The organism is Exiguobacterium sp. s166, from assembly GCF_018618855.1.
GTDB lineage: Bacteria > Bacillota > Bacilli > Exiguobacteriales > Exiguobacteriaceae > Exiguobacterium_A.
This window is the reverse complement of record NZ_JACSMU010000004.1, coordinates 163,292-188,546: the sequence shown is the minus strand read 5'-3', so window position 1 is coordinate 188,546 and position 25,255 is coordinate 163,292. Positions and strand designations below refer to the sequence as shown.

General features: G+C 46.6%; 26 protein-coding genes and 1 pseudogene. 14 read left to right on the top strand and 13 right to left on the bottom strand.

The window, feature by feature from the left end; genetic code table 11:
- Positions 1-59 precede the first annotated feature (59 nt).
- The 4 genes from KNP93_RS11110 (at position 60) to KNP93_RS11095 (ending at position 4,556) form a co-directional block, all read left to right on the top strand.
- A complete protein-coding gene (locus tag KNP93_RS11110; RefSeq protein ID WP_214855323.1) occupies positions 60-914 on the top strand; it encodes a sulfite exporter TauE/SafE family protein in 855 nt (284 codons plus the stop codon).
- Positions 915-1,121: 207 nt separating this feature from the next.
- Positions 1,122-2,339, top strand: coding sequence for a PucR family transcriptional regulator (locus KNP93_RS11105; RefSeq protein ID WP_131973493.1), 1,218 nt, complete (start codon positions 1,122-1,124; stop codon positions 2,337-2,339).
- Between the two features lie 120 nt (positions 2,340-2,459).
- Positions 2,460-3,584: an alanine dehydrogenase gene (gene ald / locus KNP93_RS11100; protein ID WP_131973494.1), complete on the top strand. Its 1,125-nt coding sequence runs from the start codon at positions 2,460-2,462 to the stop codon at positions 3,582-3,584.
- A 108-nt stretch (positions 3,585-3,692) separates the two neighbouring features.
- Entirely contained in the window at positions 3,693-4,556 is an 864-nt protein-coding gene (locus KNP93_RS11095; protein WP_214855321.1) for a tetratricopeptide repeat protein, read from the top strand.
- A 1-nt stretch (position 4,557) separates the two neighbouring features.
- On the opposite strand, the gene KNP93_RS11090 is transcribed toward KNP93_RS11095, so the two are convergent.
- Complete coding sequence (locus tag KNP93_RS11090; protein ID WP_214855319.1) at positions 4,558-5,205, bottom strand: diacylglycerol/polyprenol kinase family protein; 648 nt, start codon at positions 5,203-5,205, stop codon at positions 4,558-4,560.
- Positions 5,206-5,321: 116 nt separating this feature from the next.
- Between KNP93_RS11090 and KNP93_RS11085 the strand changes: the two genes are divergently transcribed.
- The gene (locus KNP93_RS11085) at positions 5,322-5,942 is read left to right on the top strand and encodes a DUF1836 domain-containing protein (protein WP_131973497.1); all 621 of its coding nucleotides are present in this window, start codon (positions 5,322-5,324) and stop codon (positions 5,940-5,942) included.
- A 49-nt stretch (positions 5,943-5,991) separates the two neighbouring features.
- Here KNP93_RS11085 and KNP93_RS11080 read toward each other — a convergent pair whose 3' ends face one another.
- Together KNP93_RS11080 and KNP93_RS11075 are read right to left on the bottom strand one after the other, a co-directional pair.
- Positions 5,992-6,468 (bottom strand): LURP-one-related family protein, encoded by a 477-nt coding sequence (locus KNP93_RS11080; RefSeq protein WP_026827182.1) that lies wholly within the window; start codon positions 6,466-6,468, stop codon positions 5,992-5,994.
- A 172-nt stretch (positions 6,469-6,640) separates the two neighbouring features.
- Entirely contained in the window at positions 6,641-7,165 is a 525-nt protein-coding gene (locus KNP93_RS11075) for a restriction endonuclease (RefSeq protein WP_131503490.1), read from the bottom strand.
- Positions 7,166-7,368: 203 nt separating this feature from the next.
- On the opposite strand from KNP93_RS11075, the gene KNP93_RS11070 reads away from it, so the two are divergent.
- Genes KNP93_RS11070 through KNP93_RS11060 form a run of 3 tightly spaced genes read left to right on the top strand, consistent with a single transcriptional unit; the run spans position 7,369 to position 11,335 of the window.
- Positions 7,369-9,513, top strand: coding sequence for a PAS domain-containing sensor histidine kinase (locus KNP93_RS11070; RefSeq protein ID WP_131503491.1), 2,145 nt, complete (start codon positions 7,369-7,371; stop codon positions 9,511-9,513).
- Positions 9,510-10,595 carry an SDR family oxidoreductase gene (locus tag KNP93_RS11065; protein WP_131973498.1) on the top strand — a complete coding sequence of 362 codons (1,086 nt, stop codon included), beginning with the start codon at positions 9,510-9,512 and terminating at the stop codon, positions 10,593-10,595. Before KNP93_RS11070 ends, KNP93_RS11065 begins: the two co-directional genes overlap by 4 nt.
- Positions 10,592-11,335: a sugar nucleotide-binding protein gene (locus tag KNP93_RS11060; RefSeq protein ID WP_131973499.1), complete on the top strand. Its 744-nt coding sequence runs from the start codon at positions 10,592-10,594 to the stop codon at positions 11,333-11,335. Before KNP93_RS11065 ends, KNP93_RS11060 begins: the two co-directional genes overlap by 4 nt.
- Before the next feature lie 65 nt (positions 11,336-11,400).
- Here the strand turns inward: KNP93_RS11060 and KNP93_RS11055 are convergent, their stop codons facing one another.
- Complete coding sequence (locus tag KNP93_RS11055; protein WP_131973500.1) at positions 11,401-12,792, bottom strand: TrkH family potassium uptake protein; 1,392 nt, start codon at positions 12,790-12,792, stop codon at positions 11,401-11,403.
- Between the two features lie 165 nt (positions 12,793-12,957).
- On the opposite strand from KNP93_RS11055, the pseudogene KNP93_RS11050 reads away from it, so the two are divergent.
- From KNP93_RS11050 to KNP93_RS11035, 4 genes and pseudogenes are all read left to right on the top strand, one after another.
- A pseudogene (locus KNP93_RS11050) lies at positions 12,958-13,527 on the top strand (RNA-guided endonuclease TnpB family protein); the annotation flags it as partial.
- A gap of 172 nt (positions 13,528-13,699) precedes the next feature.
- Positions 13,700-13,939 (top strand): hypothetical protein, encoded by a 240-nt coding sequence (locus KNP93_RS11045; RefSeq protein WP_012371741.1) that lies wholly within the window; start codon positions 13,700-13,702, stop codon positions 13,937-13,939.
- Positions 13,940-14,036: 97 nt separating this feature from the next.
- A complete protein-coding gene (gene motA / locus KNP93_RS11040) occupies positions 14,037-14,822 on the top strand; it encodes a flagellar motor stator protein MotA (protein ID WP_131973501.1) in 786 nt (261 codons plus the stop codon).
- A complete protein-coding gene (locus KNP93_RS11035; RefSeq protein ID WP_131503496.1) occupies positions 14,797-15,570 on the top strand; it encodes a flagellar motor protein MotB in 774 nt (257 codons plus the stop codon). Before motA ends, KNP93_RS11035 begins: the two co-directional genes overlap by 26 nt.
- 90 nt (positions 15,571-15,660) lie before the next feature.
- On the opposite strand, the gene KNP93_RS11030 is transcribed toward KNP93_RS11035, so the two are convergent.
- The 6 genes from KNP93_RS11030 to KNP93_RS11005 all read right to left on the bottom strand — a co-directional run bounded on the left by KNP93_RS11030 (position 15,661) and on the right by KNP93_RS11005 (position 21,457).
- The gene (locus tag KNP93_RS11030) at positions 15,661-16,194 is read right to left on the bottom strand and encodes a DUF420 domain-containing protein (protein WP_114596650.1); all 534 of its coding nucleotides are present in this window, start codon (positions 16,192-16,194) and stop codon (positions 15,661-15,663) included.
- Between the two features lie 3 nt (positions 16,195-16,197).
- Positions 16,198-17,625 (bottom strand): dihydrolipoyl dehydrogenase family protein, encoded by a 1,428-nt coding sequence (locus KNP93_RS11025; protein ID WP_131503498.1) that lies wholly within the window; start codon positions 17,623-17,625, stop codon positions 16,198-16,200.
- The gene (locus KNP93_RS11020) at positions 17,622-17,999 is read right to left on the bottom strand and encodes a DUF1499 domain-containing protein (RefSeq protein ID WP_131973502.1); all 378 of its coding nucleotides are present in this window, start codon (positions 17,997-17,999) and stop codon (positions 17,622-17,624) included. The genes KNP93_RS11025 and KNP93_RS11020 overlap by 4 nt, the downstream gene beginning before the upstream one ends.
- 97 nt (positions 18,000-18,096) lie before the next feature.
- Entirely contained in the window at positions 18,097-19,482 is a 1,386-nt protein-coding gene (locus tag KNP93_RS11015) for a sensor histidine kinase (RefSeq protein ID WP_131503500.1), read from the bottom strand.
- Entirely contained in the window at positions 19,479-20,171 is a 693-nt protein-coding gene (locus tag KNP93_RS11010) for a response regulator transcription factor (protein WP_131503501.1), read from the bottom strand. The genes KNP93_RS11015 and KNP93_RS11010 overlap by 4 nt, the downstream gene beginning before the upstream one ends.
- Positions 20,172-20,194: 23 nt before the next feature.
- Complete coding sequence (locus tag KNP93_RS11005; protein WP_251138789.1) at positions 20,195-21,457, bottom strand: hypothetical protein; 1,263 nt, start codon at positions 21,455-21,457, stop codon at positions 20,195-20,197.
- A gap of 125 nt (positions 21,458-21,582) precedes the next feature.
- On the opposite strand from KNP93_RS11005, the gene KNP93_RS11000 reads away from it, so the two are divergent.
- A complete protein-coding gene (locus KNP93_RS11000) occupies positions 21,583-22,389 on the top strand; it encodes a Cof-type HAD-IIB family hydrolase (protein ID WP_131503503.1) in 807 nt (268 codons plus the stop codon).
- A 58-nt stretch (positions 22,390-22,447) separates the two neighbouring features.
- Here the strand turns inward: KNP93_RS11000 and KNP93_RS10995 are convergent, their stop codons facing one another.
- Positions 22,448-23,107: a uracil-DNA glycosylase gene (locus KNP93_RS10995; RefSeq protein WP_131503504.1), complete on the bottom strand. Its 660-nt coding sequence runs from the start codon at positions 23,105-23,107 to the stop codon at positions 22,448-22,450.
- A gap of 82 nt (positions 23,108-23,189) precedes the next feature.
- Here KNP93_RS10995 and KNP93_RS10990 point away from each other — a divergent pair, with 82 nt between their 5' ends.
- Positions 23,190-23,912, top strand: coding sequence for a WecB/TagA/CpsF family glycosyltransferase (locus KNP93_RS10990; RefSeq protein ID WP_214855315.1), 723 nt, complete (start codon positions 23,190-23,192; stop codon positions 23,910-23,912).
- Between the two features lie 50 nt (positions 23,913-23,962).
- Here KNP93_RS10990 and KNP93_RS10985 read toward each other — a convergent pair whose 3' ends face one another.
- Positions 23,963-24,595 carry an NAD(P)H-dependent oxidoreductase gene (locus tag KNP93_RS10985; RefSeq protein WP_131973503.1) on the bottom strand — a complete coding sequence of 211 codons (633 nt, stop codon included), beginning with the start codon at positions 24,593-24,595 and terminating at the stop codon, positions 23,963-23,965.
- Positions 24,596-24,711: 116 nt separating this feature from the next.
- Complete coding sequence (locus KNP93_RS10980; protein ID WP_131973504.1) at positions 24,712-25,170, bottom strand: MarR family winged helix-turn-helix transcriptional regulator; 459 nt, start codon at positions 25,168-25,170, stop codon at positions 24,712-24,714.
- Between the last annotated feature and the right edge of the window lie 85 nt (positions 25,171-25,255).

The window sequence follows — 25,255 nt, the reverse complement described above, 5'->3', positions numbered from 1 at the left end:
CATTTTACGAACGGATTGCCATACTAACCGTATGATGTAATGTGAAAGGAATGTCTTACATGGAATTTTATTATTTTTTACCACTCGGCTTTTTCATTGGTATCATCTCTGGTTTCTTTGGAATCGGCGGCGGCATCATCTTAACACCGCTTTTACTGATTCTCGGCTTCTCCCCAAGCGTCGCTATCGCGACGAGTTTAATGTTGACGCTCGGTTCAACCGTATCCGGTACCCTATCACACCTCCGCCTGAAAAATGTGGTCTGGCGTGACAGCCTGGTCGTCGGTTTAGTCGGTATCATCGGTTCTACCATCGCGACTCCGATCGTTCTCCGATTAGAGGCAGTGAACGGTGCCCATCTCGTCATCTCGGTTGTGTATATCGGTTTATTATTATACTTTGCCAATAAGTTTTTACGTCCAAAGTCCTCGTCAGGTGCACAAACCGGTTGGAAAAACCGGTATCTGGCACTTGGTTTCATTGGGCTGTTCGCAGGATTCATCTCGTCCTTGCTTGGTGTCAGCGGTGGTTTCATCATTACACCACTACTCGTCGGTATCGCCGGATATGAATTGAAACGGGCAGTCGGAACGAGTATTGCTTCGGCCCTACTGATCGTCTTGTCCGGCCTCGTCAACTATACGGTCGCAAGTACAGATGTCGATCTCCTCGTCGGGGTCATGCTAATCATCGGAGCATTACTTGGTGCTCCAATCGGCGCGAAACAGTTGGGTCATTTCGACAGTCCTTTCGTCAAAAAATATCTCGGTATTTTTTATCTGACAGTTGCAACAAGCGTCCTTCTTGAAGTCCTTCATTTCAATACGGCTTCACTGATTGTCTTGATTGCCCTCAGTCTTGTTTTCTTACTGACACTCGTCGTCTACAGTCGTAAACGCTGTGTCCGACGCTGATTCTCCCTATAATTTCGCCTCCCGACCGTTCCCCGGCAGATCCGGATAACGGTCGGGAGGTCTTTTTTGTGCCTGGTTTTCATATTCATCCGTTCTTTATATTTTGTTAAAACTTACAACTTATCGGAAAACTCTTTGTTCTTATGCACAACCAAAGATATACTTACTTCAACAATATTTTATATAGAGAAAGAAGGTCTGATTTTTATGTTGGAAGCGACGTATCATTCCCTTGAGGACTTAGCGGAAGCGATTGGTGTCGCACTGAGTGCTCCAATTACCATCGAGGATCGTAATCACCGATTGCTTGCTTATAGTACACACACTGCCGATACGGACCCGGCCCGGATTGCAACGATTATCGGGCGACGCGTCCCTGAATCGGTCATTGATCAACTGTGGAAAGACGAAGTCATTCAGAATCTTGCGGCACAAAATGAACCGTTGATCATTTCAGCCCGTACAGGTGTCGGTTTGAATGACCGTGTCGCGATTGCGATCAAGCAAGATACAGAAATTTTAGGGTACATTTGGTCAATCGCCCGCAGCATCCCCTTTTCAGAAACCGAGTTATCCGACTTAAAAAAAGGAGCTTTGCTGGCTCAACGGCAGTTACTCGCCATCGATATGCAAAAGAAACGCCAAGAAGAAAAATCCGAACAATTCTTTTTTGAATTACTTCACGAAGACATGTCCGAGTCGGAAATTTTAAAGACCTTCTCTAAACTACACATTGCTCCACCCGGAATCAGTCGCCTGATGGTGATCCGGTTTTCAGAAGCCATCACACCGCGACTTGCTGATCGGTTACGTTATTTGCTGACTATCCAACAAACCGTCCGACCGCTTTTGTACGCGTACGATGAAACCGATTTTATTTTGTGGATCAGCACAAATGATAAAGATGCCCACCACGAACGATTACAATTTGATGCCTTCATTCAATCTTTCCGACAAATGCTTGCCGAACGATTTAATTACACGAAATTCATCTCTGCCAGCAGTGAAGTATTTACCGGCGTTCAGTCGATTCCGGAACGTTACGAAGAAACGGGGATCGTTCTCCGGTTAAAAGATGCATTTCCGTTTGAGTTAAATACCGTCACACGATATGAGCGTCTTGGTTTATTCCAGCTGTTACCGATTTTTTCCGAACGTCTGCGCAGAAGGACCGTTCGTTTAGAAGAGATTGAGCGATTACGCGCCTATGACGGGAAACATGCCGCTTCGTTATGTGAGACGTTGGAGTGGTTCCTTCATTATGATGGAAACGTCAAACAGGTCGCTTCCCACCTGCATGTCCACCCGAATACGATTTTGTATCGGATGCGAAGAATCGAGGAAGAAGCCGGTATCCGGATGGAGTCGCTTCCGGAACGTGCCCTTCTTTACCTGTATTTAAAAGCAGACCGTTATCCTTTGTGATTTTTCACAAAGGATTGCTTGTATTTTTGAAATCGCCGATAAAGTAGAACGCTTTCATTTCTCGTATACTGAAGGAGAAGTGACACACTGTTTGTTTATTCGCGAAAGGGGATCGCATTTATGATCATCGGAGTATTAAAGGAAATTAAAAACAATGAAAATCGTGTCGCGTTAACGCCTGCTGGGGTAGCGGCTTTAACGGGTCAAGGACATACGGTCATCGTCGAAACAACTGCTGGTATGGGGAGCGGCTTTACAAACGAAGAATACACGCAAGCAGGGGCACAAATCATCGAGACAGCGGCTGAAGTTTGGGCTACTGCCGAGTTGGCATTGAAAGTTAAGGAACCGGTTGCTTCGGAATATCAATACTTCCGTCCGGAACTCACATTGTTCACATACCTTCATCTGGCTGCAGAACCTGAGTTGACACGTGCACTCGTCGATTCAAAAATTACAGCAATCGCATACGAAACGGTCGAAAAAAACCGGACGTTACCACTCTTAACACCGATGAGCGAAGTGGCCGGTCGGATGGCGTCACAAATCGGTGCTCAGTTTCTTGAAAAACCGCATGGTGGTATGGGCATCCTGCTTGCAGGTGTTCCTGGTGTCCGTCGCGGTAAAGTAACGGTCATCGGCGGTGGAGTCGTTGGAACAAACGCAGCAAAACTTGCCGTTGGTCTCGGTGCAGATGTCACCATCATCGATGTCAGTCCGGAACGTCTCCGTCAACTCGATGACATTTTCGGTAATTCAATCAACACGCTGATTTCAAATCCATATACGATTGCAGAAGCTGTCGCCGAAAGTGATCTTGTTGTCGGTGCCGTCTTGATTCCTGGAGCAAAGGCGCCGAAACTCGTCACAGCTGAAATGGTCGAACGCATGAAACCGGGTTCTGTCATCGTTGACGTTGCGATTGACCAAGGCGGAATCTTCGAAACAGTTGACCGGATTTCGACACACGATGATCCGACGTATGAAAAGTTCGGTGTTGTTCACTACGCTGTCGCTAACATGCCGGGTGCGGTTCCACGCACATCAACACTCGCTTTGACGAATGCAACGCTTCCTTATGTATTGGAACTCGCAAACAAAGGAACACACCGTGCACTCGCCGAAAACGTCTCGCTTGAAAAAGGTCTGAATGTCGCGCAAGGATTTGTCACGTACGAAGCTGTCGCCCGCGATCTCGGATATACGTACAAATCGGTTGAAGACGTTCTTCACTTACACGCTTAAGTCCATTCTATATGACCGGAAACAGTCCGTTGCTCCGTGCAACGGACTGTTTCTTGTCTTCCATTTCCCTTATGATGAACACATAACACGATATAAGGTGGTTTTAACATGGTACATACGCTACACGCACAATCAAACGAGATCACGATTCCATTTGCGGAAGTCGATTTGTTACATCATTTAACAGTTGAATTCGAACCAACGCTGTTTCAGCAAAAAATTGAGCGACTTCGGCAGCTAGCACCGAACCATCCCCTCCCAGGAATTGCAGAAGCCTATGCGTTGTTTCATGAGCAAAATTTTTCAGCCGCCCGTCGGCAACTGGAGCAGACACGTGCTAAAACCGGCGATCATGTCCGGGCTCACTTGCTGCTCGGCTTGATGAGTGAAGTCGAACAATTTCAACACGAAGCGGAACAGCATTTTTTGGCCGCTTTGTCGCTTTTTCCGGATGAACCGAGTGTCCACCGGCATCTGGCCGTCCATTATTATGACCGGGAATTTTATGGTGAGGCCGCTTCCCATGCTCTTCAGTACTTAAAAAAGATTGGTCCTGGCGGAGAAGGTACCTTGATGACCATCGATATGATGCAAACCATGCCGGGTCATGACGACTATGTGCTCGAATCCTTGTATGCGATGCTGCTCGAGATTCCGGATCACCGTCACGATATGATGTTCCATGCAATCGCTGCCAACAATGCGGAAATGCGTTATGACCTGTTCTGTAAGACACTGGACGGCGAACCGGATGAAGACACCGTCTTCCAGCTCGATTCCATGCTTTCCTTGATGATTGAACACAGCATGTGGGCAGCCGTTTATGATCAATCAGAGGAACGGATGTATCAGACTGTTTTCAAGACCATCTGCCGCGATTTGACGTATCGCCATGCTGGAATCCGGTCCATTCCGCTCTACCTGTCGATCCGGAGCCGTTATTTCGTCCGTCGTCTGTTGCACCGTCCGTAATTTACAAGGCAAAGGCGACAAGAGCTCCAATCGTCAGCGGAATCAACAGGTTATCGGTATCCCGGTAAGACACTGCTTCAATCAAAGCTGCGATATTCGCCAGTAAAAAGCCGTAACTGACAGCGAGCCAGGTCGGTACTTCATAACATAAGAACGTCACCGTCAAGACAAGGAACGAAGCTAAAAACATCGCAATGCTTCCTTCAAACGAGCGACGGATTTTTCCACGGGTGTAAAATGTTTTCCCGAACCGTTTTCCGACGAGTGCAGCTACTCCGTCTCCCCAGGCAAGGACCATGCTTCCTGCAATAAGTGCCATCGGCTCCTGTTCAAAGAAAAACAGAACTAATAAGGCTAAGGAAATTGGATAATACACCGTTCCATATGAAATCCGTTCTACCTGATTCATCTGTCCGGTCCCTCGTTTTAAGGTGACCAGATTAACCAGTGTAAAGAACAGCAATGGTGTAGTTGCTACATACCAATGCTCCATCCAGGCAAGCGCGAGAAACACCCAGTGCCCGACCGCGATATGAATCCACTTTCGAATCGTCTCGGGTTGCGCCTGTCGTTTCTTTCCCAACCATTCGAGAAGGGCTAAGACGATTCCAACGACGACGATTGTTCCGATTGCCGCAATCCACTCCATACGAATCCCCCTTTTTCTGATAGTTTCATTGTACTTTGTTCGATTGGCGTTTGCTCTTTCGAACCTCCATTTGTTAACATAAGGTCAAATGACGTTCTAGAGAGGAAGTATTCTGCATGTATGATGCTCAAGCTGTACAAACGTTATCCAGTTGCCTGCTTCGTTTGAAAGAAGGCAAAGGAATCGGAACACTCGCATCTGAAGAGGAAGCCGATCTGCCAAAAGTAATGACCCGCCTCAAACAGTTCGACCCTTCCAAAAATGGCTTATCCATTAATGAAATCGTCCACCTTGCCAATGCATTGATCGGGGAGCATATGTCGGCAACGACGATTCAAAATTGGACGAAACGTGAAGTCCGTGACATCATCGGTGTTCCGCATCGTGGTAAAAAGTATTCCATTAACCAGGCTGCTATCATTTACTTACTTGATGATTTAAAACATCTGTTTTCGCTGGAAGAAACACGTGAATTATTGACGATCGTCTTTAAGAATCCAAACATCGATGAAGATGACTTGATCAGTCCGCTCGATTTCTATCTTGTGTATACCCAGCATGCGGAAACAAGCGGTCCAATCGAATTGACGGAAAAACGCTTGAGACGGTCCTTAGAGCGCATCAATGCTTATCGCCCTGAAACGGTCCATGTCCTCCAGCTCTGCCTCTACGCACGCCGTATATCGCACCTGACGCATGAAGCAAAGCAACGTCTTCAACATGTCTTACAAACTTAACAAAAAAAGATGTCCCACCATCAAAGCGATGGCCGGACATCTTTTTTGTTTAAACTGCTGTAAGTGATTTATAGTTGACGTTATTCGTCAGGCTTTTTAGAACCGAGAGTAACTCGTACATCGAAAGTTTATCCGCATCTTTGACAAGACGGTATTCATCGCCGTCTTGCAGCAATTCTGCGACGACTTCTCCCGCTGAACTCCGTACTGAGAATTTTCCTTTTGTCAGGTCGAAGGAAATTGTGTACGTACCACGTTCGTAAACATTGTACTCACATTTCTTCGAGAAGAGTGAAAATTTCTCACGCATTTGACCTACTTCTTGACCATCATGGTTCATCACGACCCATTTCTTGCATGTCGGGATGAACTTACCAAACGCTACCCCTCTACCTTCACCATTCATTACTTGGACACGACCGGTTTCGTCGTGTTGAACTGCACCAATCATTTGGTGCGATTCATCATAAATCGCGGCATGACCTTGCGAAAAAACGCAACCCTGCACATAGACAACTTTGCGCAACAGAAATTCTCCTCTCACTGCTAAAAAGTGCTGGTATTTCGTCCCCAGTATATTTAGACATTCCGTATAATTTTGATTTTCTTTATCTGACTGATATTTCGTTAACGAAAATGATTATTGCACCGTTTGAACAAATTGACAACCCCCTTTTGTCGACAATCATTCGACAACATTAGCGAAAGCCAATTTCATGAGCAAATTCCAGTAATTCGTTCCGATCAATCAACCGAACCCGATTCGGTTCTGCCAGACGATAAGCGGCTTCCGTGTAGGTCGAGTTCGTCACGACCCATCCTTCATCCATGCCGTAAAACGGGACGGCAGCTGCCACTTGTTGAACGGCTTCGAGTCCTACGACTGAACCATACCGTTTCGCTTGAATCGCAATCCTATACCCTTGTGCGTCTTCAATCAATAAATCTGCTCCGAAATCACGTGAGGCCGGTGTCAACTCGACACGATACCCGGCTCTTTCAAAAAGCTCGACCAACCATTCCTCAAACTCTCGTCCTTCCATCCGGTCCAGTCGATTTGCTAATGATGGAGTCAGGAAGGAAAGGATCAAAAAGAGTGTACACCCTACTATACTGACAATCAAGATTAAAGGTTCCCAAGAACTCGAAAAAAAATAAGCAGCGGCTCCTCCGCTCACTGCGAATAAGAAGGCAATCATTCTTCGTTTTGTTTGTTTTTGCATCGTGCTGTTTCCACCCTTCTGATTCTATGTGATACCCTCTTTAATCATGATTGTTCTCTGAATTCATCATACTAAATTCAAGCTTCTCTTGCGCAGGTGATAGGAACGACGTCATCAGACGGAGAATATATAGAGAATACGTCACCCTGCTGACTTTTTTACACACATCCGTTTATCGTTCATTCCTTTTAAGGAGGTAGCTCATGGCAGAACATTCATCTCCTTCTTTCAGCAGAGTCATTCATGCAACGTTGCGCGCTCTCGAAGAGCCTGTTGTACTAGTGGATCGATTCGGTATCATCGACTTTGCGAATCCTGCATTTCATCAACAGTTCCGGCTGTCATCAGCTGATACATCGCTTTCTTCATTCTTTTTATTAGAAGACACACTTTTTCCGATTTCAACTCGGGTTCAGATCGTTTCTCTTCCTTACACGTTGACGATTTCCCCAGTCGAACAAACGGATTTCTTTTTAGTGACAATCCAGTCTCTTGATCTCCATCAATTATTGGATTCCACCATCGATGCCGCTGTTCTCGTGACGGATCCAAATTTCCGTATCACAGCCATTAACGAAACAGCCGGGACCATGTTCGGTGTCGATCCGGCCGCACTGCCTCAGGAGATGACACCAATCTCGATCCACGATCCGGAAGAATTCCAGCTCCGGAAACAACATCTGGAACAGTTGAATCTAAAAAACCTGTCCGATGAAGATATCCTTCTATTGCACGGACGGGGTACAGAAAACGACTGGACGTATCATCGAACAGACGGTTCCCGGTTTTATGGCCGCTTATACATGACAAGTCTCAAAAATGGCGGTTTCTTCTTATTCATTACAGACATCAGTTCTCAAAAACAAGTCGAGCTGCATCTCGCAAAAAGTGAACGGCGATTCCGTCTGATTGCCGAATCGGTTCTTGAAGCCGTCATCTTTCATAATGATGGCGTCATTCTCGATGCTAACCGGGCAGCGGAAATCATTTTCCGGACCCGACTCGAACTGATAAAAGGACAACAGATTCTTGATTTTGTCCAACCTGAGTTTCAGGAATCCGTCATTCGCCGAATCACGAATCATTATGAAGAACCTTATGAAGTCATCGGACGGCGGGCAGACGGCACTTCTGTCGAAATTGAAGTGTTTCCCCGCGAAATCACATATGAAAAAAACCGGATGCGCGTCGCTGTCGTGCGCGACATCACCGAACAAAAGAAAATCGAAAAGATGTTGGAGCGTGAAAAAAATGCCATCATGCGTCAACGTGATATTACGCAATCGATTCTTCAAGCTTCCAATGAAGGCTTTTTACTGACCGGGGAAGATGGCAGTTTCACCTACATGAACGTTAAAGCACGTAAACTGCTGGATGTTCCTGGTATCGCACCAAGTAAAATCCAGGAGCGGATCAGTATGATTCCGAATCTCGATTTAGCAACACGTTACGCCATGTTGCAGCAAGTCGAGGAATTACTGGCAGGGAAACATTCCGAAATCTCCTTCCGCTTCACGCTGCAGCAACCCGATGAATCCAGTCATCACTACTTTGAATTTTATGCGACCTCGATCAAAAAAGAACGCAGTCGTTTTTCTCGTCACGGCTTTTTATTCGTATTCCGTGACCGGACGGAAGAACAAAAAATGAATCACGTCAAAGATGAATTGATCAGCACCGTCTCCCATGAATTGCGGACGCCGCTCTCATCCATCCTTGGTTTCATGGAACTGTTGCGTTACCGGCAACCTACACCTGAAAAAACGACCCGGTATGTTGAAATCGTTCATGAGGAAGCAAAACGGCTAACCAATCTTCTTAATGATTTTTTAGATATCCAGCGAATGGAAGGTGGCAAACAAGACTATGTCTTCAAACCATTTTCGTTACGCCAATTGTTAGCAGAAACGATTGAAACCTGTGGTGAAACAGCAGAGACACATACGATTCATGCCACGATGGATGATGATCCGATTGTCATTTTTGCTGATGAAGACAAAGTTAAACAGGTCATCATCAATCTGTTATCCAATGCAATCAAATATTCACCTGCCGCTGATCATATTGATGTTCGCTTGGAAAAAGCAGCAGATCAAGCCATCTTGAGCGTGACTGATTACGGGCTTGGTATTCCATCCACCGCTTTTGATAAACTGTTTACAAAATTTTATCGTGTTGACAATTCCGCTGTCCGAAAAATCGGTGGAACCGGTTTAGGGCTCGCCATCTGTAAGGAAATCATAGAATCCCATGGAGGCGCTATCTCCGTCGAATCAGAATTAAATCAAGGATCAACGTTCACGATTGTATTAGAAATTGATCCACGAAAGGATTTTGAAAAAAAATGAACCGAACCTATCTGATGACAGGATTTCCGGGCTTTTTGGCAACGAAGCTGATCGAACGTTTGGCTCTTGTTCCTGAGCAAATTGACTGCTTTTATCTGTTGCATCTTAAACATGAACACGCGAGTGCCGTTTCGCAAAAAGAACAGCTTTTGCGGACGACTCCGCTCAAGGAAGAACAGTTAATTTTGATTGAAGGCGACATTACAAAAGAAGGGCTGGGTTTGCCTGGGTCAATCCGGCAGGAGGTGGCCGGTCGCGTCACCCATCTCTTCCACCTCGCTGCTCTGTATGACTTAGCGACTTCTTACGATGCTGCTTTTCGGATTAACGTCACGGGCACTTCTCATGTGACACGTCTTGCCCATACCTTCGTTCACTTGGAGCGTTATGTTTACTTCAGTACCGCATACGTTTCCGGTCTTCGAACCGGAACGATCTCTGAAAATGAGTTATTGCATCAGGCAGACTTTAAAAATGCCTATGAAGAAACGAAATACATGGCAGAAGTACGGTTCCGCGAAGAAGTTGGAGCGTTACCCTATACGATCATCCGTCCCGGAATCGTGGTCGGACATTCCAAGACTGGTGAAACACCTAAGTGGGATGGTGTCTATTTCGTTCTAAATGCGCTACGGTTTTTGAGCCCTTTTGCCCCGTTGCCTTATGCCGGACGAGCGAACGCACTCATCAACCTCGTTCCGTATGATTATGTCGTCAATGCGACGACATATCTCAGTCATGCACCGGCCGGCATCCGGACGACCTATCACTTGACCGATCCGTTCCCGCATGGTGCCCGCGCCATTTACGAGATGTTACATGTCGTCTATTACGGGTCCTATCCACGCGGGGTCGTCCCGTTTCGTCTCGTCACATCACTGCTGACACCACGCGTCGCTAAACGCTTACAGATGCAGCGACAGACGCTTGATTACTTCGTGCATCCGGCCCGGTATGATATGAGTAACACATTGCGTGATTTGGACGGGACCGGTATCATCTGCCCGGATTTAGCGGAACTGATTCCCCGCCTTGTCGCCTATTACAAAACAAAACATCCACAGACGGGAGAACTAATATGAATGTTTTAATAACGGGCGTGAACGGAACGGTCGCTCCTGTCCTCGCGGACGTCTTCCGTTCCCATCACTACGAGATCACCGCATGGGATCGGTCTGTCGTCTCAACGACTGATCCTGCCGTCATGGAAGCGTTCATCGATCGTGTCCAACCCGATTTGTTGCTCCATATCGGGATGGGTTCATCCGAATTTGCCGAAACGCTTGCGCGTCTGTCGTTTGAACGAAACATTCCGTTTCTTTTTACAAGTACGGCTTCCGTCTATTCCGACAATCAAAAAGGACCTCATGATCCTGCGGTCGTGCCGGCAGCAACGGATGAATACGGTGTATACAAACGAACGTGCGAACGTCTGATCCAAGCGGTCAATCCCGATGCGTACATCGTCCGGATCGGTTGGCAGATCGGGCAAGCAGCCGGCTCCAATAATATGATTGATTATTTGGAACGCCACGCTATTGCAGGTCCGATTCCCGCCAGCACAGAGTGGTATCCTTCCTGTGCTTTTTTAGAGGATACGGCACAGACGCTTTACACGATTATCACGACGTATACACCCGGTCTTTATCTGGCAAACGGGAATTCAAGTCATTCATTTTTTGACATCGTGACAGCTTTGAACATCCTGCATGGGTCGAAGTGGCAGATTACCGAAGATAACCGTATGACGCGCGATGATCGGATGACCGATTCACGGGTTGTTATCCGACCGATTTCAAAGCGTCTCTCCTTTTTCCAATAAAAAAAGTGTCGTCCACCCTATCAAACATGGGCCAGACGACACTTTTTCAGGTTGTTCCCGGAACATCAACCAATCAACATATTTTCTTTCGGATAACGAATCAAACGATCGTGTTGAGCGGCAAACGTAAACAGAATCGTCAACGATCCGACCCGGCCGAGCAACATCATAAACATAATCAAGGCTTTCCCGAAGTCGTTTAATTCCGCTGTGACATTCAATGACAGCCCGACTGTCCCGAATGCGGACACCGTCTCGAAGAACAAGCCGACAAAAGAAATGTTCGGTTGTGACAAAGCAAGCAACGTCGTGATCAAAGCAATGAACAGGAGACTAAACACGGCAATCGCATAAGCTTTTTGAATAGCCTGCGGCCGAACCGTCCGTCGCATCAAGACGGTCTCACGTTGTCCGCGCAGATAAGTCCAGACGTTTTTCAAGATGACAGCTGCCGTCGTGACCTTGATTCCGGATCCCGTCGAAGCAGAACCTGCCCCGATATACATCAAGACCATCATCAATCCGATCGATAACGGAACCATCGTCGTTAAATCAATCGTCTGAAAGCCTGCAGTCCGCGTCGTGACGACTTGGAAGAAGACAATGTGTAACGCTTCAAAAAAGGATTTGTCATGAAGCGATCCGAGGTTCGACACCCATTCATAAATCATCATCGCAAGGACCCCAAGTCCATTGATGACAACAAGCGACAACACCATCAGTTTCGAATGTAAGGAAATCTTCTTAAAACTCCGTTTCGCAGAGATATCCGCAATAACGGTAAAACCGAGTCCGCCAATCATCAATAACGCGGCAATCGTCAGGATGAAAGTCGTATCCTGTTGAAACCCGACCAGGTTATCGCCCCATAATGCAAAGCCTGCATTGTTGAAGGCCGATACGGCATGGAACAGTCCATAATACAGTGATTTGCCGAACGTATACTTATATTGGATGAATAAGTCGAGGGCAATCAACAGCATCCCGATCAATTCAACGACGACGGTCGTCAAGATGATGTTCCGGGTAAGACGGATTGTTCCGCCTGGACTGTCGAGATTAAACATCTCTTGAATGATGATCCGTTGTCGGATACCGATCTTTCGTCCTGTCACGCTTAACAAGACAAGCGCAATCGTCATGAACCCGAGTCCCCCGACCTGAATCAGCAACATCATGATGATTTGTCCTAACAGATTAAAGGACTCGGCAATATTGATCGTCGAAAGACCTGTCACTGTTCCGGCCGAAGTCGCAACGAACAAACAGTCGATGAACGATATATCCTGACCTGCCTGTTGGGACATAGGTAACCACAGTAAAAAACCACCCAGTAAGATGGTCAAGGTAAAACCGGTCGCAATGAATCGGGCCGGTTTATCGAATAACTGATGATAAATCAGTTCTCCGAACCGTCCGAACTTCGCAAGACGTGAACGTCTTTTATGTGAAAACATATTCATACTCCTCCTAAGATGAAATGACCCAATTGCATCTATCATACTCCCTCAAAAACATTTGTTCTATATAAATTAGGCGAAAGTACTCCCACTTCTAAACGAAGTGAAAGTGGGAAGTGAATCGCTCCCCTCCCTTTCGTGTATAAACCGGAGGTGAAAATCATGTTGAAGCATAAGGCCTACAAATTTAGAATATCCCCGACAAAAGAGCAGGAAATCCTGATCGCGAAGACCATTGGTTGTTCGCGCTTCATCTTCAATTACTTCTTATCGAAGTGGGATGAGACGTATAAAGTGACGGGCAAAGGACTGTCTTACGGTTCTTGTTCGAAAAAAATCCCGATGCTGAAGCAAGAGTTCGACTGGCTGAAAGAAGTCGATAGTCATTCGCTTCAATCGAGTGTCAAACACCTGACCGATGCGTATGACCGCTTCTTCAAGAAGCAGAACGAACGGCCTCGATTCAAATCGAAGCGCCATCCCGTCCAATCCTACAAGACCAATATCGAGAAGAAGAACCAGCTTTCCGAGGTCTCGATCGTCGGCAGCAAGCTCAAACTTCCTAAGCTGAAGTGGGTGCGTTTCGCCAACTCAAGGCAGGTCGCAGGACGCATCTTGAACGCCACGATCCGGCGTAACGCTTCAGGCAAGTACTTCGTCTCCCTGCTTGTCGAGCAGGAAATCCACGAACTGCCGAAGACCGGTTCATCCGTCGGCGTAGACGAGGGGTTAGCCTGATCAGGTTTCGACCGCTAGGTCGGATAACTCAGGAATCCTCCATCTCTTAGTGAAGCATAGGTGGAGGTAGTTCAATTAAATCTGCAATCTACTAAACGTTTTCGTTTTTTTTTGGTAAAATAGATAAAAGTCGACGTTTAATCATAAAAGGAGGTTGAGGGAAACAGTGGACCCTAGGACGGCTGACCATTCGATTGAAGATGTCTCGCGAAGGCTTGAACGCCAATCGCAATGGATGCCCGCACAGCTATATTATCAATTCGAGGAGTTACTATCGCTACATGTGGATCAATCAATTCTAAACGAATTGTATATTGCATTAAAAAAATACGATGTATTAACCGATATAGAACGTGACGAACGAAACGAAAGCATTCAGTTGCTTATCGATGAAAACGGCGCGTGATTCTCGGTTTTTGGATTTCCGAGCAGAAGACGCCTCTTCTGCTCTTTTTGTTTTTCGTTCACGATCAGACAACATGGGGAAAGGTGGCACAAATGAAATGGATATCGTGTCGATTATTGGTATTATACTAGGGCTCATCACCTTAGTCGGAGGAATGATTCTCAAAGGGGCTCCACCCGTTGCATTACTGAACCCGGCAGCACTAGTCATCATTTTTGTCGGTACAGCGGCAGCAATCATGATTTCATTTCCAAAGGAACGTCTTAAAATCATCCCTGCTTTGTTTAAAGTCATCTTCTTTGAACAGCAATTGATGACAAAACAAACGTTGCTCCAACAATTTTTAACCCTTTCGACACAGGCTCGAAAGGAAGGTTTATTGTCACTTGAAACGGCAATCGAAGAAGTCGATAATGCGTTCATGCGCCGCGGCGTCATGATGGTCATTGACGGTCAACCGTCAGAATATGTTGAAGACGTCATGACGCGTGACCTTGAAAACATGACTGAACGGCACCATGCGAATGCCAACATCTTCACACAAGCCGGTACATATGCACCGACCCTTGGTGTTCTCGGGGCCGTCGTCGGTCTCGTTGCGGCCTTGTCTGATCTCTCAGACATCGAAAAATTAGGTCACGCGATTTCCGGTGCCTTTATCGCGACGCTGTTCGGGATCTTTACAGGATACGTCTTGTGGTTCCCGTTTGCGACCAAGTTAAAGCAAAAGTCAGCTACTGAAATCCAACTCTATGAAATGATGATTGAAGGAATCTTATCGATTCAGAACGGAGAATCTCCTAAAAACCTGGAGGATAAGTTACTTGTCTATCTGACACCGAAGGAGCGTGCGACGTATGAAACGGAAAAAGAAGCCGCATGATGAACACATCTCTGAAGGCTGGCTGATTCCTTACGCCGATCTCCTGACATTATTACTCGCTTTATTCATCGTACTGTTCGCTTCGAGTAACGTCGATGCCGTCAAACTGAAAGCCATGTCCCAATCGTTCAGTTCCGTCTTCAATGGTGGATCCGGCATGATTACGAACAGTTCCTTATCGACCTCACAAGAAGAAGAGGATTCGAAAAAAACGGATGCCCGAACAAAAGCACAAAGCTACGAAGTCGCTGAGCTCGAAAAGATCAAAGAAGAAGCCAATGATTACATTAAACAACAGAAGCTTGAGAAAGATATCAAAGTCGAGGTCACGAATGAAGGACTTGTCTTCACGATCCGTGACCGGGCCCTCTTTTCTCCTGCCCAAGCAGATGTAAAAGGCGATGCAATTCAAATCGCTCAAGGTATGAGTACCCTGCTTGTCAAAGCAGGACAACGTCAAATCCAGGTTTCGGGTCATACTGATAACATTCCGATCAATACCGTTCAGTATCCGTCGAACTGGGAACTCAGTGCAGAACGGGCCATCAGTTTCATGCGTGCTCTTCAGCGGAATCCGAAACTTGCACCTAAACGATTTACGGTCAGCGGCTACGGAGAGTATCAACCGATTGCTTCGAATGATACGGAAAACGGTCGCAGTCAAAACCGGCGTGTCGAAGTCCTGATCCGTCCACTGATTGATATCAAAGCACAAAACGTCTTGGATGAAACGAAGGTAAAACCGTAACATCCTTTGCTGTATGACGATTCGGCAATCAAAACAGGTCCACTCCGAGAACAATCGGAATGGACCTGTTTTTTTGATGCACGATTTTGTTTAATAGTACGGACGAATCATCACGTAAACGATAACGCCCGTCAGACTGACATATAACCAAAGTGGCATTGTAAAACGCGTCCACTTCTTGTGTTTCTCGAAATTTTGATTCAACGCATGAGCGAGCGACATCAAGACGAGCGGTACGATGACCGCCGCTAAAATGATGTGCGAAATGAGAATAAAGAAATAGACGGGACGAACGAATCCTTCTCCGCCGAATTTCGTCGATTCACTGACCGCATGATACGTCACGTACGAAATCAAGAATAATGTCGTCGTCGTCATGGCACCACCGATGAAACGGCGGTGATTGATCCGGTTTCCCCGGCGAATCGAAATCCAGGCACCGAGTAACAACATAAAGGTAAAGCTGTTAAAGATGGCATTTAAAAAAGGAAGCAGCGTCCAGTCAAACCCGTCACCGACTTGTAAAGGCGGCGCAAAAAACAACAGAGCGACCAACAGATTGATGACGAGCGTCAAAAGAATGACGACCGGAACGAAATTACGTTTTTTAGCAGATTGTTGCATGTATTATTCTCCTTGTTTCCAATCAAAGTATCGTTTTAACCATTTTGGCAATGGACCGTCAAAGAGACGTTCACGCCAGTATAAATCAGCCGCACGTTGGACCGCCGCCCCACGAATCGGGTACGGATGAACGACACGGGATAACTGACCGACCTTATCTTTGCGCGCCATCGCATAAACGACTTCCTGCATCCATTCGCCGGCCTGCTCGCCGATTGCATGGGCACCAATCAGTTTTCCGCGTTTATCAGCAATCAGTTTGACGCGACCTTCCGTCCGGCCGTTGATGACAAACCGATCGACTTCATCAAGTCCGGTTTCATAGACTTTGATGTCACTGTGTTTTTGACGTGCTTCTTCTTCTGTCAGTCCCAGGTGGAACAGTTCAGGTGTCGTAAACGTCACCCATGGAACGGCACGGTAATCTGGTTTTGTCCGTAAGCCGAACAAGGCGTTCGTGACGACCGTTTTTCCTTCGAGACCGGCCACATGTGTGAACGGCAACGATTGAATCGTATCACCGACAGCAAAGATATGACGTTGGTTCGTCCGAAGGGAAGCATCGACTTGAACATAACCTTTTTCCACATGAACACCTGCGCGATCAAGGCGTAACGCATCAATCCGCGGCTTCCGGCCAACAGCCACGAGTACGGCATCCGTTTCAATGACACGGGATTCTTCGCCTGTTTTGACTGTGACTTCGATTCCGTTCGCAGCTTTCCGGACACTTGTGACGGTCGTATCCAAATGGAGTGTCAATTCCTGTTCGATTTGTCGTTGTAGTACCGTGACCATGCTGCGGTCTTCTTTTGGCATCAAGGATTTAGCACCCTCAATCACAGTCACTTCCGTTCCGAGATGCGCATATGCTTGCGATAATTCGAGACCAATCGCTCCGCCGCCGATGACAAGCAATCGTTCAGGGCGTTCCGTTTGTTCAAAAATCGTCTCATTCGTTAAGTACGGAATCGTATCAAGCCCCTCAATCGGCGGAATGATCGGCTGTGATCCCGTCGAAATCGCGAATTTTTCTCCGACAACCAGTTGTCCCGCTACTTCGACTTCATTGGCACTCAAGAAACTGGCTTCGCCGATATAGACATCGACACCCAAATCCTCGAACCGTTTCGTTCCGTCATGCGACTGAATGATATTCCGGGCACGGTCGACGCTTGCTTTTGTTTTGCTGTACACTGCGTCTCCGTTCAGGGTCACATTGTACTTGGCTGCCGTCTGCTTCATGACATGAACGTCATGCGCTGCTTCAATCAACGCTTTTGACGGGACACACCCGTAATGCAAACAATCTCCACCTAAATGTGTATGACGCTCAATCAATGCGACATGGGCACCAAGACTGGCTGCTCCTGCCGCAATTGTCATTCCGGCTGCTCCACCACCAATTACGACCAACTGATAACTTTTCATAGGGAAGCCTCCTTATACCGTGCCGAAATGTCTTCCATTCGTTTTCGGTTGACGCCCCAGTCGGAATAACCGACACGGGAAGCTGAGCGGAAATGAACTTTTTGGGAAGCTTCGTCGAAATAAAATTCAACATCATCTTTAAAACGAAGGACTTTACTCGAGAAGACAGCATGAATGTACGTTGGATCTTCTTTGACTACTGTCACCCGGTCAAGACTTTGAAGAACCCGCATGATTTGAAATTTTGATTCTGCTAGATTTCCGTTGAACGGTAAAGGTGTCATCTTCAACGCTTCTTTATCCGTCTGTGTCGATACCGCGTTCGGTTTCCCTGTAAGCGGACTTAATCTGCCGTTCGATACGCCAAGTGCCATGACTGATTCCTCCATTCGTTTCGTCTTGCTGTGAAGCATGATTCTCATTTTACTTTACCAGTTCAGTTTCGAAAGCGCTTCTCATTTGACTTTGCCGTTATGCTTTTGTGACCGGCAGGAGGATCGTCGCAATGGCTCCGCCTTCCGGTTGATTATCGATGAACAGTTTTCCTTCATGCGCTTCAACCAGTTCCCGGCAAATCGCCAGTCCTAATCCTGTTCCCCCTTTTCCTTTTTGAACTTGATAAAATTTCTCCGTGACGTGACGAAGATGATTTTTCGGAATTCCGGGACCTTCATCGCTGAAGGATAAAAAGAGGACACGTTCGGAACGGACAAGGCGAATCGTAATTTCGCCGTCAACCGGTGAAAAACGGATGGCGTTGTCGAGTAAATTCAAAAAAACTTGTTTCAATCGGTTTTCGTCGTACAACCCGATTACCTGTGCCGGTAACTTACGGATAATCCGAATATTTTTTTCCTCCAGTTTTTGCCGGAGCTGCGCCGTCACCGTTTCGATGACTTCCGTCAAATTCACTTCTTGCCGGTATAAGACTAAACGACTCGTTTCGAGTTTTGAAAAATCAAGCAACTGTTCAACAAGAGAAATCAACCGTTCGGTTTCAGAATGGATGATGCCCATCCCGAGCGATGCTTCTTCCGGCAATCGTTCCGGCTCTGCCAGCAACGTTTCACTCCACCCTTTGATGGAAGTGAGCGGTGTTCGTAACTCGTGCGAAATCCCGGAAATAAACTCGTCTTTTAATGTTTCCTGTTGTTTGATCTGTTGTCCCATATAGTTGATTGTTCGGGCAAGCTCACCCAGTTCGAACGTGTACTCTTCATTGACCTTAACATCATAATGCTGTTTGGCGATTTGATCGGATGCACCGATGACTTCCTGAATCGGTCGAACGATCGACGAGACGAGACGGGAGGAATAAATGTAGGCCAGTCCCCAGATCACGACACCCAACAAGAGAATCGCCAGACAAATTTCAATGACCCGTTGATCGATTTTAGCGAGCGACGTCGTATAACGCAGTGCTCCTGTCGTCTGTCCGAACGATACGATCGGTTCTGTCACCTCAAGCAGATGTTCATTCGTTGCCGGATCATCGTAACGTTTCGTGATCGTTCCCCCGCTCAGCAGACGTGTCACTTCCTGTTTCGTCATATTCCGCTTTGAGACGAAACCCGTGGATGAATAACGGGGGACCCCCTTCGCATCCAGCACTTCGATCTCCGCATCCGTGTAGGCATACGAATCAAGTACATCATGAATCGTCGCTTCTGAATCTTGAAAATCATATGCCAGACCACTGTTCGCAAATAAGACAGCACTTGCGTTCGCATGCCGTTTCAAGACATCTGTCGCCGTCACATAATAATAGTTATACGTCACGAAAGATAGGATTCCGATGACGAGCAGCACTGTCACCGTAATAATCGTCATGAACCGCATCAAAATCTGTCGTTTCATTTTTCGTTACGCCATTTATAGCCGTGTCCCCATAACGTCTCGATGAACTGGGGTTCTGCTGGATTTTCTTCGATTTTCTGACGTAAACGGCGAATGTTGACGTCGACCGTCTTCCGGTCTCCGAAGTAGTTTTCGCCCCACACTGCATCGAGCAACTCGTCCCGCGACATGACCTGATCTTCATTTTTAATGAAATGGCATAATAAATCGTATTCTGTCGGTGTGACTTCGACATCAATCCCTGCTTTTTGCACCCGCTTTGCTCCGAGATCAATGCGAAAAGGACCTGAGACGAGTTCACGCGGTTGTTTCCGGCGACGGAGCGTTTCGACCCGACGGAGCAGGGACTGGATGCGCGCCAACAGTTCAGCCGGGCTGAACGGCTTCGCGATATAATCGTCCGCACCGACACTGAGTCCCATGACTTTATCTTCTTCACGCGTCCGTGCCGTCAGCATGATGATGCCGACGACCTCATCTTTCGAGCGCGCTTGTTCACATACCGCGAATCCGTCGACTTCCGGCATCATGATGTCGAGCAGCAGGATATCGAACGTTTGCTGTTCAAAGTAGTTCAATGCTTCCCGTCCGTTCTCCGCTTCAATCACTTCATATCCTGCACGTTTTAAATTAATGACGATGAAACTGCGGATCGCATGCTCATCCTCGGCCACTAATATTTTAGTCATCTTATTTTCCTCCTGCTTTTACTTTATTCCACGAGCGCTACGTTGGCAGCGTACTCTTCATAGGATTGATTGGTAGAGATGACATACACGTAATCAATGCCTTCTTTAATTTTCTTCTTGCGATGACTGGCGATGTATTGAGTCTTTGGAATGATCTCCAGTTCAAAATCAATCGTTCCGGTCTCTCGGTTGATGAACCGGACCCGATTGTCCTTTTTCTCAATAGTTTCACGTGTCGCCCAGTTTGCGGGAAAACGCATGACGAAATTGTATTCGAGATCAATATACTGCTCTTCCCGAAGCTCAAAGCCGCTTTCAAGAAACGGTTCCACGTCGGAGCCGTTCCATGCGTAATAGGCCGTGATTCTCGGTTTTTCTTCGGCCACACGTCCGATGCTTCCGTCAGGCGTGTATTGATGCGCAAATTCGATGACACCGTCCTGGTCGACATCTTTCGGGAACGTATACATCGGCTCGACGATTTCTGATGTCTCTCCCCAGCGGACCGAGGTCAGCCGGTCTTGTTCAAGTTGAAAGACGCGTAGATGCATTTTTGCCTCACGGGTAAAGGAAACGAATATCCCCTTTTTCTTCGCCGGATTCACGGTATCAATTTCAAACAGATCATGATCCGCAAATAAATCACCTTCTTTGACTGGCAATGTGACATTTTGCCGGTTGGTCGGGTTCAAGGCTTCCTCATAATACACAAGTTCCGTCGTCCGTCCTTTTTTAAGCAATACCATATCCTGACGTCGGTCCTGATTCAAATCGGCAATCGTCAATCGATCATATGTATCGATTTTAGTAGTGTTAATCGACGGCTTCATCAAATCTTTCAGGAGATAGACCGTGTTCTCTTCAAGACTCGTCACACCAATCATCAGTTGATTCACTTTTTTGGATTTATCGAGGATGACATGCAGTTGATCAATCGATCGTCCTGTCGCAATCGGCTGGCTCACATGTAAAACCCACTTGTTCTTCAGGCGTTCATGTACCAACACTTTGATTTGAAATGTCCCTAGTTGTTCGATCCGGTAAAAGGTGATGGCTTCATCACGTCCATCCCGGTTCAAATCAATCAATTCATACAGCCTTGAAATGGATTGATTCCGAGGGGCCACGATTTCCGCTTCTGTCGGCAAATCGGTCTCAATTTTTGTTTTTAATGATTTTTCCCATTCCGGTAACGCCGGGTGTTCAAGTAAGGAAGCCGGATGAGGCAATGTAAGACCGCATCCCGCCAAATATAGGGTCGATAAGAAAATTACAAAATATTTCATCATACTTAAATCCTTTCCATACATGCTCTTCTCAAACTTTATCACACTCTTTCAAGTGAGAGTATATTGTGGAAGAAGTGTCAACTTGTTAAGATGTAACAGATATTCGAAAGGGGTTTATATTCATGGCTTACGAAATGATTGTACTTGATCTTGACGATACATTATTGACGAGCGACCATACGATTTCTCCAAAAACGAAACAATCGTTACTCGACGCACAACGTCGTGGCAAAAAAGTCGTGCTTGCGAGTGGTCGTCCGACTTACGCGATGATTGATTTAGCAAACGAGTTGGAACTTGCCCGCTATGGCAGTTATATCCTGAGTTTCAACGGGGCTTCCATCATCGACTGTAAAACAAATGAGTCCCTCTTCTCCAGTACCCTTCTTCCGGAAACCGTACATCGTCTTTACGATTTAAGTAAACGGGAAAACATCGACATTCACACGTATGTCGGACACGAAATTTTGACAGAACGCGCTAACGGCTTCACGACAATTGAAGGGGAACTGACAGGAATGGATGTCATCATCGTCCCGGATTTCAAAGCAGCCATCACAGAACCGGTCGTCAAATGTTTGATGCTTGCGGAAGAAAACCGTTTGGCGGAAGTCGAACAAAAACTTCAACTTGAGTTAGCCGGTGAGCTTGCTGTCGCCCGCTCGAAGCCATTTTTCCTCGAGTTTACGGAAGCCGGTGTGACGAAGGGAACAAGTCTTGCCCTGCTCGCTGAACGTCTCGGAATCAAGCAGGCAGATGTCATCGCCTGCGGAGACGGCAACAATGATTTGACTATGATCGAATGGGCCGGTCTTGGTGTCGCGATGGCGAATGCTGCCGATACTGTCAAAGAAAAAGCCCAGTACATGACAGCTTCTAATGATGAGGACGGTATTGCCCTCGTCATCGAAAAATTCATGATGGATTAAACCATTCAAAAAAACCAATTTACTCCGTCTTTGTGGAGTAAATTGGTTTTTTCATGTTTTACGAAATACACCAATCGATTGGTGTTCGGTTTTGTTGCTGTAACCAGTCATTGGTCTGCGAATACGGCCGGCTGCCAAAAAAACCGCGGCTCGCCGAAAGTGGGCTTGGATGAACGGACTCGAGGACGAGGTGACGAGAGGTATCAATCAAGCTTTTTTTACTTTTCGCATGATTTCCCCAAAGAATGAATACAATCGGTTGCTCCTGCTGTCCAAGTACTTCGATGACACGATCCGTAAACGATTCCCAGCCCTTTTTCGCATGGGAACCGGCTTTCCCTGCTTCAACCGTCAGTGATGTATTCAACAAAAACACGCCCTGCTTCGACCAGGCTTCCAGATTACCCGTCGTCGGCACCGGACATCCGAGATCGGATCCTAGTTCCTTGTACATATTACGTAAAGACGGCGGAATCGCAATCCCGTCATTGACGGAAAAACTTAACCCGTTTGCCTGGTTTGGTCCATGATACGGATCCTGACCCAGGATGACGCAGCGGACATCCTGCGGCGCCACCGCGTCAAAGGCATGGAAAATCCGATCCTTCGGCGGATAGACCGTCGTTTCCCGGTAAGCGGTCTTGACGAAATCCCATAATTGGATAAAGTAGTCTTTTTCTTTCTCTTCTTTTAAAATCTCCTGCCAGGCTGCATGCATCCCGTTCGCTCCTTTTTTTCAGTCTCAAGCCCCTGTTCGTCCGGCTTGATTCTGCTATGATGGTACATGAGGTGGAATAAAGATGATTCAAACAACACAGTTATTTGGTTTGCCTTTTGTCGACGCAACACCGTCGAATTGGTATACCCATATTAAAACGATTTTACACAACAATGAAAAAGCCTTTATTGTTACAGCTAATCCCGAACTGGTCTTACGTTCTTTGCGTGATCCCGCTTATAGGCATATTTTACAACAAGCAACGTTCATCACGCCTGACGGAATCGGTGTGACGGCAGCCGGAAAACGGATGGGTCAACCGCTCACTGCGACATTGCCTGGCATCGAGACGGCACGGGAGTTGCTTCGAACAGCCGACGCTTTAAAGAAACGGGTCTTCCTGCTTGGTGGACGTCCGGAAGTCATGAAGTCGCTGATTCAACAATTATCAATCCGTTTTCCTGATATCCAGTTCGTTGGGACCTTTCATGGATTCGGCAAAGAAGAACAAGCTGCCAAAGTCATTCAAAAAGCCGACGCCGATTTGATTTTGGTGGCCCTCGGGGCACCGAAACAGGAAGAATGGATTGCATCCGTTTATAACAAAGTGGATCACGGCCTTTTCATCGGTGTCGGCGGAGCGTTTGATGTCTGGTCAGGTCACAGCAAACGGGCACCGAAGGTCTTCCGAAAGTTGAAGCTCGAATGGTTGTACCGGATTTCCAGTCACCCGCGCGGACTGGAGAAGTTAAAGGACCTGCTCCTTTTCGCATCCCTTGTTTTACGAAAAAAAACTCATCTGTGAACACAAAATACCCGCTGTCCGGTTTACCGGACAGCGGGTATTTTCGTTTCTTATGCGTTGACCGTTGAGAATGAACGACCAAGTTCTTTTGCTTCTGCGATTGCTGCTTCTTTGATTTCTTCTGCTTTTTCTGGGTTCATTGCCATACCTTCGATGAACAATGAGTTGTAGTCTGTTACACCAGTGAAAGCGAGTGCTTGACGGAGGTAGTCATCTCCGAAGTTGAGGCCAGAACCAGTGTATACGCCGCCTGTTGCCTGGATGTGGAGTGCTTTTTTGCCTTCCATCAATCCTTTAGGACCTTCTGCAGTGTAAGCAAACGTTTTACCTGCAAGAAGAACGCTGTCGATGTACATTTTAAGACGGGCCGGGAATGAGAAGTTCCACATTGGCGTTACGAATACATATTCGTCCGCTTCCATGTACTGCTCCAGGTGTTTCGTCATTGTACCGACTTTAGCGATTTCAACTTCTGAAAGCTCTTCGCCTGTCGCGAATTTGCCCCATGCGCTGAGTACGTCTGTATCGATTTCTTGGACATCTTCTTTATATAGATCAAGAACTTGGACTTCAGCGTTCGGGTTAGCTACTTTGTAGCTTTCGAGGAAAGCTTCACCAGCTTGAAGGCTGAATGAATGTTCTGTTGATTTCGGGTTTACAGTTACATAAAGTAATTTAGTCATTTTTATTTCTCCCTTTTATCTAAAGTAATTTCTGTAAGTAAATATACCAACACCATTTTATTTTGTCAATTAGTTTGATTTCAAAGAAATCAACAAAAAAAGCATAATCAGGATGATTAAGCTTTTTCTGAGTGTGTATAATGGTCTGCACGATGACCAATCCGTTTTAACTGGTCGATCAACTGTTCTTTTTCTGGAATCGAAAGGTCACTGAACAAGTCCGTGAGGAACGCTTCGTGCTTCGGAAAAGTTTCTTCCATCAGTTCTCTTCCTGCATCCGTCAATGTTCCGAACGTTACGCGACGGTCCGTCGGGCACGATCGTCGGGCAAGAAGACCCCGGTTCTCTAATTTATCCACGACGTACGTGACACTGCCACTCGTTAATAAGATTTTATCGCCGATTTGTTGAAGTGGTGTATCGCCTTTGTGGTACAACAATTCCAGTACACCAAATTCCGATAAATTCAGCTGATGGGTCTTGATGTCTACTTTCACTTGTTCCGCTACTGCATGCATTGTGCGAGATAGAACAACGAGCATTTTTAATGCCAGCTTCGAGTCTGTCGATTCCATTTTACGTTCGCCCCTCTTTATCTTGATTCGAACCAATCATAGACCTCTTTTTTCCATTGGTCAATTCCAGTCCGGATTTTCCACT

Excerpts from the sequence above, each read along its gene's own strand:
- KNP93_RS11000 (WP_131503503.1), top strand. The coding sequence starts at position 21,583 with ATGGCTTACGAAATGATTGTACTTGATCTTGACGATACATTATTGACG.
- KNP93_RS11075 (WP_131503490.1), bottom strand. The coding sequence starts at position 7,165 with ATGCAAAAACAAACAAAACGAAGAATGATTGCCTTCTTATTCGCAGTG.
- KNP93_RS11030 (WP_114596650.1), bottom strand. The coding sequence starts at position 16,194 with ATGCAACAATCTGCTAAAAAACGTAATTTCGTTCCGGTCGTCATTCTT.
- KNP93_RS10980 (WP_131973504.1), bottom strand. The coding sequence starts at position 25,170 with ATGGAATCGACAGACTCGAAGCTGGCATTAAAAATGCTCGTTGTTCTA.
- KNP93_RS11095 (WP_214855321.1), top strand. The coding sequence starts at position 3,693 with ATGGTACATACGCTACACGCACAATCAAACGAGATCACGATTCCATTT.
- KNP93_RS11110 (WP_214855323.1), top strand. The coding sequence starts at position 60 with ATGGAATTTTATTATTTTTTACCACTCGGCTTTTTCATTGGTATCATC.
- KNP93_RS11060 (WP_131973499.1), top strand. The coding sequence starts at position 10,592 with ATGAATGTTTTAATAACGGGCGTGAACGGAACGGTCGCTCCTGTCCTC.
- KNP93_RS11065 (WP_131973498.1), top strand. The coding sequence starts at position 9,510 with ATGAACCGAACCTATCTGATGACAGGATTTCCGGGCTTTTTGGCAACG.
- ald (WP_131973494.1), top strand. The coding sequence starts at position 2,460 with ATGATCATCGGAGTATTAAAGGAAATTAAAAACAATGAAAATCGTGTC.
- KNP93_RS10990 (WP_214855315.1), top strand. The coding sequence starts at position 23,190 with ATGATTCAAACAACACAGTTATTTGGTTTGCCTTTTGTCGACGCAACA.
- KNP93_RS11010 (WP_131503501.1), bottom strand. The coding sequence starts at position 20,171 with ATGACTAAAATATTAGTGGCCGAGGATGAGCATGCGATCCGCAGTTTC.
- motA (WP_131973501.1), top strand. The coding sequence starts at position 14,037 with ATGGATATCGTGTCGATTATTGGTATTATACTAGGGCTCATCACCTTA.
- KNP93_RS10995 (WP_131503504.1), bottom strand. The coding sequence starts at position 23,107 with ATGCATGCAGCCTGGCAGGAGATTTTAAAAGAAGAGAAAGAAAAAGAC.
- KNP93_RS11035 (WP_131503496.1), top strand. The coding sequence starts at position 14,797 with ATGAAACGGAAAAAGAAGCCGCATGATGAACACATCTCTGAAGGCTGG.
- KNP93_RS11015 (WP_131503500.1), bottom strand. The coding sequence starts at position 19,482 with ATGAAACGACAGATTTTGATGCGGTTCATGACGATTATTACGGTGACA.
- KNP93_RS11070 (WP_131503491.1), top strand. The coding sequence starts at position 7,369 with ATGGCAGAACATTCATCTCCTTCTTTCAGCAGAGTCATTCATGCAACG.
- KNP93_RS11105 (WP_131973493.1), top strand. The coding sequence starts at position 1,122 with ATGTTGGAAGCGACGTATCATTCCCTTGAGGACTTAGCGGAAGCGATT.
- KNP93_RS10985 (WP_131973503.1), bottom strand. The coding sequence starts at position 24,595 with ATGACTAAATTACTTTATGTAACTGTAAACCCGAAATCAACAGAACAT.
- KNP93_RS11025 (WP_131503498.1), bottom strand. The coding sequence starts at position 17,625 with ATGAAAAGTTATCAGTTGGTCGTAATTGGTGGTGGAGCAGCCGGAATG.
- KNP93_RS11020 (WP_131973502.1), bottom strand. The coding sequence starts at position 17,999 with ATGGCACTTGGCGTATCGAACGGCAGATTAAGTCCGCTTACAGGGAAA.
- KNP93_RS11085 (WP_131973497.1), top strand. The coding sequence starts at position 5,322 with ATGTATGATGCTCAAGCTGTACAAACGTTATCCAGTTGCCTGCTTCGT.
- KNP93_RS11090 (WP_214855319.1), bottom strand. The coding sequence starts at position 5,205 with ATGGAGTGGATTGCGGCAATCGGAACAATCGTCGTCGTTGGAATCGTC.
- KNP93_RS11055 (WP_131973500.1), bottom strand. The coding sequence starts at position 12,792 with ATGTTTTCACATAAAAGACGTTCACGTCTTGCGAAGTTCGGACGGTTC.
- KNP93_RS11005 (WP_251138789.1), bottom strand. The coding sequence starts at position 21,457 with ATGAAATATTTTGTAATTTTCTTATCGACCCTATATTTGGCGGGATGC.